The 8,130-nt window shown below is 33.2% G+C and carries 6 protein-coding genes and 1 pseudogene; all 7 read left to right on the top strand.

What is annotated here, in order from left to right:
• Positions 1–242 precede the first annotated feature (242 nt).
• Positions 243–1,517 (top strand): site-specific integrase, encoded by a 1,275-nt coding sequence (locus AAEZ18_RS17965; protein ID WP_350545217.1) that lies wholly within the window; start codon positions 243–245, stop codon positions 1,515–1,517.
• A gap of 46 nt (positions 1,518–1,563) precedes the next feature.
• Positions 1,564–3,180 (top strand): hypothetical protein, encoded by a 1,617-nt coding sequence (locus AAEZ18_RS17960; RefSeq protein ID WP_350594632.1) that lies wholly within the window; start codon positions 1,564–1,566, stop codon positions 3,178–3,180.
• The gene (locus tag AAEZ18_RS17955) at positions 3,173–5,467 is read left to right on the top strand and encodes a hypothetical protein (protein WP_350545222.1); all 2,295 of its coding nucleotides are present in this window, start codon (positions 3,173–3,175) and stop codon (positions 5,465–5,467) included. The genes AAEZ18_RS17960 and AAEZ18_RS17955 overlap by 8 nt, the downstream gene beginning before the upstream one ends.
• A complete protein-coding gene (locus AAEZ18_RS17950; RefSeq protein ID WP_192531963.1) occupies positions 5,454–5,885 on the top strand; it encodes a hypothetical protein in 432 nt (143 codons plus the stop codon). The genes AAEZ18_RS17955 and AAEZ18_RS17950 overlap by 14 nt, the downstream gene beginning before the upstream one ends.
• 115 nt (positions 5,886–6,000) lie before the next feature.
• Positions 6,001–6,882, top strand: coding sequence for a tRNA 2-thiocytidine(32) synthetase TtcA (ttcA, locus tag AAEZ18_RS17945; RefSeq protein ID WP_192531962.1), 882 nt, complete (start codon positions 6,001–6,003; stop codon positions 6,880–6,882).
• A gap of 201 nt (positions 6,883–7,083) precedes the next feature.
• Positions 7,084–7,329, top strand: a complete 246-nt coding sequence (locus tag AAEZ18_RS17940; protein WP_350545225.1) for a hypothetical protein — start codon at positions 7,084–7,086, stop codon at positions 7,327–7,329.
• Positions 7,330–7,548: 219 nt separating this feature from the next.
• Positions 7,549–7,713, top strand: a pseudogene (locus AAEZ18_RS17935) (ATP cone domain-containing protein); the annotation flags it as partial.
• Between the last annotated feature and the right edge of the window lie 417 nt (positions 7,714–8,130).

Below are 8,130 nucleotides of genomic sequence, written 5' to 3'. Positions count from 1 at the left end.
CATTTAATTTACTTTCTTTAAAGTCTGACTTATTCGCAGTAAACGAACCTTTATTTACTGCGCCTATCCTTAAATAATTATGTGTAATATAATAATTAGATACTAACCAATCACTTAATAATCCAATTTATTCAACTAAAAACATGAAGTTACATAATTCTCCTTGTAATATATAACTTTTATAATGGAAAGTATTTTTTTATCCCCTATTATTAAGTGTCTATAAATAATGGAAACTAGTTATGAAGGTTATTTCATACAATAATAGTGGTAAAACTTTTTACAGTATATGTAATCATCAGTACATTCCTGTTCATCATTTAATTACCTATTACCTACAAGTTCAACTTGCTAACAAAGCAACTAACACCATAGAGAGAAAAGCTTATGAATTACTATTCGCTCTTAAATATTTCAATAAAAGAAAGATTGATTTAATATCTGACGTAGAATCTTTAAAGTTTTTTAGTGAAGAAGAAATCAGTATATTTGCTAAATCATGTAAGTTAAAACTGAGCACTCTTGACTCGGAAGCTGTCATTCCTATAATTTCAGAGGTTGCACTCAGAAACTTAATGGCTAGAAATCAGCCAACAAAAAATATAGTAGATGAAGGGACTGCCAAAGGTAGGTTTGATACTTTTGTGCATTTTTATAAATTCGTTTTTAACAGGTGTCATGGACACGCGCAACTCCCTCATGATAAACAAGTAAATTATAATAAGTGTTTAATTGAATTAGTAACTTCAAGGAAATCTTTAGGTAGTTGGAAAAAATCATTCTCAGATCCATTCCAATCTAACTTTCCCGATGAGAAATACTTCGAATTACTTGATATAACGCAGGCCAAAAGTAACAAAAACCCTTTTCATTCTAAAATACGTAATGAGTTAATAATTAAAATATTCATAGAAACTGGCCTGAGGCGTGGTGCTGTTGCTAAGCTAAAAATAAGCGATGTTTTTAATGATCGACAACCAAGAATTCGGGTAACGCGGACTCCTGACGATATAACAGATAAAAGACGATATAAAGCCTCTCAAAAAACGAAAGCACATGTATCTCCTATCAGTGCTGAATTAGCATCAAAGATTGAATATTACATCAAAGAAGTTAGAGCTAACATTCCTAATACTCAAACGCATGAATTTGTCTTTGTTACAGAAAAAAATTCTAGAAATACATTGGGTCAACCTTTGAGTTTACGGAGTTACAATCAAATATTCGAAAAAATCAGTAACACCCTTTCAGTAGAAGTGACACCACATATACTCAGACACAAATGGAATGAGATTTTTGACGTTGATATTGACTCATTATCTAAAGAGCTAAACCTCGATTACCAGACAAAAGAAGATGTCAGAAAATATGCTATGGGCTGGTCAGCCAACTCAAAAATGGCTGATATTTATAATAACTTTAGATTGGCTTTAAAAACGAAAGAATATCACCTCAATCGCCAAAAAGATTTAAGCTCTAAAATATCTAAAATAGCTAGCCTCAATATTTCGAATTAGCCTAACGTTGATTGATGCTCTTTAATTTACTAAATATAAAGGTTACATGATGCAAACCAATGACAATAAAAGAAATCAACTCGAGAAGCCTTCCTCTTATGAGAGTTTTTTAGCTGATGTCAGTTTCTATGGCGGTGATCTGAATGAAACTTTTATCACCAAAGCTGACCTAGTTAATAAAACATATTCAATAAAATGGCAACTAGCTAACCTTTCAACTCGTGGTAGAACAACTGATTTGACACGCTTATATAATTTAGGATTGAGTTACAAAAATACTCATATACTCCTAATGGTTTTTAAATATTGGGCCAAAGTAATGGCAGCTGGAACTACAGAGTCCCGCATGGGGGCTGTATGTAACATAATTAGAACATATGGAATTAAAATAATCTCCGATGCAAACTTTTTAAGAGCTAATTATGGTCAGCTTACTCTCTCCAATAAAAAAAATCTCAATACTTTATTTTTAGTATTGCATGATATTTTTTTATATGAAGAATATAAAATTCAAAGGGATTGGTGTAAGGATAACCTTCCAAGCGAAAAGATTAATCCTCATGATCCGGTCAATGGTGCTTATTCTGATACTGAATTTAATGCATACATGGACAAAGCGTTAATCGATATATCTCTAAGGCGAAATGCTTGGCTTACCAAAAAAAATAGCACTGAGTTTTTAAACTATTCGGCTGCAATCTCTAGAAGTATTGCCTTGATTAGTAGTAGAAGAGCAGCACAATTATGTCAATGTAAAATTTGCGATGTCCAAAACTATGGTATCGATAATGAAGATATACATATTGACCAAAAAATAATTTCAATCTTATTTCATATATCAAAAATAAATAATTCAGGATTTCGTTCGCACCCAGAAGGCGACGTTTTTCCATTTTCAGGAATATTTTCTCAAATTATTGTAATTTACTTAGCTGACTACAAGATATTGCTAAAAAAATATTGCGACACATTTAAGGTAGACTTTCAGCAAGTACCTTGGGACTGCTACCCCCTTTTTCCTGACATTTCATCTATAAAATCTAAGAAAGATCTAATATCACCTAATATACACACAGATTTATTTCACCGTAACCTTGCATCTATTTTAAACAGCGCAAGGAAATCAAACTTTAGTATTAATAGAGTTAGACATTCAACGATTACCCGAGGTATGGAATCAGGTTTAAGCAATCCTGAATTGGCAAGATTAACAGGCGTAACTATTCCTGCTGTGAGAAATTATAAAGACTTAACCCCCCAGTCTAGAGAAATGATAAATGATAAATTTTCCAAGAAAATCTTATTAGAACAATCTTTTAACTGGACAATTAAAGAGTACAATGAGCACTTTAATAAAGTCTATACAGATGAGTTAGGTCAAAACTTAGGAGGTATAAAAAACGATATAGGTTGCAATACTTGCACTAAAAAACTTGGAGCACCATTAGGATGCTATGCATGCGGTGCTAACTTATTTGTACCGTTTATTGAAGGTGACCATAAATCTCAACTAACTAAAGCTCAAGCTAAAAAAAACTTCCTGGTAGATACCGGTGGAAATAATCACCAGATCTTTGAGATAGACATGATCATAAAACGAATCAAACAAGTTATTACTGAACAAAAGGCCCTGAAAAAATCTCGGAGTAACTTAAATGAATAAATTTAAAACTAATCTTGAGCATCTAATAATTAAGGCCAAAAAGTCTTTTAACGAAACAAATCACATTAAAAAAATAGATGGTAGTTCTATTGCGCTCTGGAATGATGATTGGGCATGCCACCCTAACCAAAGAAGAATTTTTCTTAAGTTTTCAAAGTGGGCTGATAATCATGATACAAACCGGTTCGATGTGGTTAGAGCATTTGCTTTTGAATCTTTAAATCGCAATTTAAGTACTAATTATATTTTAAATCAAATCCAATACGCATCTAGAGCCATAAGAATAATACAAAGCGAAATTTGGAACATTCAACAGTCCGATCTTGACAAAGTATCATCTACATTTAATAAACTGGGCTATAATAATAAATGTGCAAGTACTTTTTGGACATGGTGTAAAAACAATAGCCTTATACCTACGTATTTGATAACTCCCGTTTTAAAAGACTCGCGAACAAGAAATTATGATGAGGAAGAAAAAAGAGCCGCTAAGCTATTAATTTCAGATGAGAAGGTAGCTGCTATTGGAGTCTCATTTAATGAATTATACTCTGACAGTGGCCTAGAAACATACGGGTTTAAAAAATATCCGCAAGCATATTTGGCTGTGGCATTTGCGACCCTATGCTTAGCTACTCCATCAAGGGTAAATGCCGAGGTTTGGGGTTTACCTAGTCAGAAAATAAAAACACATGTTAATACAGAAACTGGCTCAAAAACACATAGCTTATTTTGGAAGGGGTCTAAAAACCATCCAGACAACCGCACTCATCTTCTCAGTTCGCTAAGCGATAATCTAAAAAAAATTTTTGAAGTTATAGAACCAGAATCTTTACAAGCTAAGATATTGTCGTACTTTATGACAAACACATCCGTTTCTTTAAATAAAATAATAGCAACTTATCCCAATTTTAATTTTAAACGAGATCTCTATCCGAATTTAAATTATGAATCTAAAACTAGTATTTTCCACTTAGGGCTAATCCTAGGCATGTATACTAATGAACCCATCGTCCCTGTACTTGGCAAGCATGACACCCGCATACGTACCTATAAAACCCAAAAATGGAAAAGGTTCAAATACCTTAGTGATATTACTTGCGATGAAGAAATTGCTAAGGACCATACAATCATTTTTTTATATAATCCAGACGCTGACGTGAGTTATGGACGTTTACATCACTGCTTTAAAAGTGTAAAGCAATATTTATTTAAATCAGACAATAACACTTCACTTTCGAAGCTAACATCTTTGATCGTTGAAGCAAATACATTTTTGAATGGCTCAACAGATACTGTAATTAGAGGAAAGGAAGTAGCTACAAAAGTACAGGATGCACTTTTTGTATTTACTGCCTCAACCCTACACAAATATCAAAAATTTCAAAAACAATATATTTTTGATACTAAGGTAGTTCCTATACCTAACATGTACAATTTACAAATTTCATCTCAAAGACCTACTTTTTCAGCTAGGTGGATTAGAGCAGCTCTTTCATGTGTTGGTCTAGAAAGTATGGCCTTCAACTCGCATCAATTAAGGCATTGGATAAATCATCACGCTAAAGAAAGTGGAATACCTATCTCGGTCATAAACCTATGGTCTGGTAGAAAAGATACTGACCAAGCTTATGAGTATATCCATACTCTTGATGAAGATAACGCTCAGCAAATAAACTCTATCCTCGTCAAAAAGTCAGAAATGGAACCTCCCTCTGAAATTAAGTTCATCAGTATCAAAAAAATTAAGCAATTACGAAAACTACCCGCAACAATTATGTCAGAGGGTATTTGCACTCAAGACTTAGTTACCATGCCTTGTCGTTTCTTAAACGATTTTATGACCAGTTGCTTTGGCTGCCAAGAAATGTGTTATATAAAGGGAGATACTCAAGCCCTAATCAACTTAAAATTGGACTTAGAAGTTCAATTGGCAAGACTTTCAGAGGTTAAGTCACATCCTGGTTTTAACGTAAATAAAGTCTCACAAGAATGGTATAAAACTCATTTCAATAAAACAGCAATTTTAACTGTCTTGATAGAGGTTCTCGAAGATGAAGCTATCTCGGAGGGTTCAAGTGTTAGAATGTCAGGGGACTTATCAAGCTTAGAATTTAGAGTTCAGAGTCTTGATACAGCTAAAATTGCGGTTAGACAATTCGTTTTGGAAGATTCGAGTAAGTCATTAAATAAAATGCTAACAAATACAGAATCAAGTAAAAACACTTCCAATTTAAGATTAGCCGGCTTATTAAGTAGTTACGGTGTGAAAAATGGCAAAAATTAATTTGGATGGACGTATAAAATTAACACGTCAAATAGAAATAAGGATAGTCGCCCTACTCAGACGCTGGAATTCCAAATTAACATGGGATTTACTCATTGAGCGAATTAAAAACGAGTTAGATTTTGATGTAACAAAACCTACACTTAGAAAATTTGATAAAATTACGCGTGAATTTGAGAACGCAAAGGGTAGGTACAAAGGAGTGCATACACTTCCCCAAACAATAGTTAAAAAAATAACTGAAGGTGATATAGATTACTATCATAAGTATACCACTCTTGTGGTCGAAAAAGGCGTTATGCAAGAAATGCTCGACGAACAATATGCGCTCATTGAGAAAATATTAAAAAACGCGGAAGAAATCCCTAATTTATCTGTTGATAGGCTTCTTAGAGACCGACCTGAAGATATAAATTAAGCTAAAGCTCTAGAGTTAAAATACTCAGAAAAACCATAACGCGAATTATATTTCCATATGATATAATTCGCCTTAAGTAATGCTCCCCAAAAGCCCCATATTGGTAGAAAATTTAATGAAGAGTAAAAATAGCCCCAGCAACAAACTAGAAAATAAAATCCGCCACCTCACTGGAAAAGCCATCTTTGATTACAATATGATTGAGGAAAACGACAAAATTGTCTGCGGACTTAGTGGCGGCAAAGACTCTTTCGTGATGTTAGATACGCTATTACACCTAAAACGTGTTGCTCCAATCAAGTTCGACGTTATAGCTGTAAACCTTGATCAAAAGCAACCTGGTTTTCCTGAACATATACTACCTAATTACCTTGAACAAAAAGGTATTGATTACTACATCATTGATAAAGATACATATTCTGTAGTAAAACAAAAAATTCCTGAAGGAAAAACAACGTGTTCTTTATGTTCAAGGCTTAGAAGAGGTTCTTTATATGGTTTCGCTGAAACAATTGGCGCAACTAAAATTGCGTTAGGACATCATATGGATGATATCGTTGAAACATTAATGATGAATATGTTTAATAATGCAAAATTAAAGGCCATGCCACCAAAACTACTCAGTGACGATAAACGTAATATCATCATTCGACCTCTTGCATATTGTCGAGAGAAGGATATTGCCCAATTAGCTGAGCTCAATGATTATCCTATAATTCCTTGTAACCTTTGTGGTTCCCAAGAAAATTTACAAAGAAAAAAAATAAAGAAAATGTTAAGCACGTGGGATGAAGAATCCCCAGGTCGTGTCGAAAACGTTTTTAAAAGCACACAAAATGTTAGCCTTTCTCAACTATCAGACACTAGTTTATGCAACTTCTCAACTTTAACTATCGATAGAACTGCTGAGCCAAAAGAACAAGAGTTTGGTGGAGCTGATATCTCTTCGTCAAACTTAATTGATATAAAAAACATAGAAATTACCGACGCTTCTTAACCATCCTATTTAAAACTTCGTCCAAATTAGAGATTGCACCTTAGGTCTCTAATTTGAACGAACTAGCACATTCCTCAATTAAATAATTACAACTACTTGATTAAGTATTATTCATCCTCATATCAATCATTAGCTTGTAGCCTCACTGCGAGCATGAAAATCAGTTAAAAGCCTTTCCCCAAATATAAGGTGAATTTTCTTATGGGGAAACAAATATTAACAGTCATAAAGCAAAAGCTTTTTGCAACAATTAAAACATATCCTGCTTTTAAGTTGATCAATAAGCTAGTTGAAATACTAACTGGTGTTGACGATATTTATACTTTTTCGATATCAATTATCATTTGGTGTTTTTACATAATATACAAGAGGAAATTATTAACGGGTAATGATAAAAAAGAGAATGAAAGAAAATACATTAATAAAAACAACGATATTAAAAAGTAAGGAGAAGATATAGAAAAAGTTAGAACATTAATAAAGTTTAGTTAATTGTATTCGAGGCTTATTTACAGCCATTTTTTTAACATTTAATTCAGGAATAATTTATTTGGTTTCATTAACTAAATAAACTGATTTTTATGGGAGAGGTTCTAACCTTTTCCGACAACAGGACTTGTTCCATTGTAGTTTATAAGGCCTGTAATAAGTGAGGATTTACTTTAATTGAATAGAGATTTAACTGTTACAAAGCGTGATAGAAGCAAAGAAGCTCTTGATCTTGATAAGATTCATAGAGTCATTGAATGGGCTGCAGAAGGCCTAAATAACGTTTCGGTTTCACGATTTGAATATCAACAACATATACCTCATTATGAAAGGCTAAAAAGCTGCTTTTCATTTCAAGATATGCTCCAATACCTTACAGAACTAGGGTTGAAAGAAAAGCTATCATCTAGATGGCTCGTTGTTATTAAGACGTTAAAAGACTACTTGGCGAATTTGAGACGTAAAACTACGCCAGTAGATATTTCAATTACATACCAAAAACTACTGCAACGCCGTCTCCAATGCAGATCGCCCCCCACTGAATAAAATGATAATTCAATATCACTCACAAAAAGAAGTACATACTCTCCTCCCAAAATTAAACATCTCTTATTTAAAAGACATTTTCAGAATAACCATAACGGAATTTTTTATTTAGTTCGCTCTAGTTTCTTTAAAGCTCTGCGCTTGCTCAAATATTTCTTTATAAACTTCATCGCGGCTAATTGGCGGGTACTTAAATTTAGCGAGTATTAAAAT

Source organism: Pseudoalteromonas sp. 19-MNA-CIBAN-0066 (assembly GCF_040308705.1).
GTDB classification, from domain to species: domain Bacteria; phylum Pseudomonadota; class Gammaproteobacteria; order Enterobacterales; family Alteromonadaceae; genus Pseudoalteromonas; species Pseudoalteromonas nigrifaciens.
Note: the sequence above shows the minus strand (reverse complement) of the source record. Positions and strands in the feature narration are given on the sequence as shown.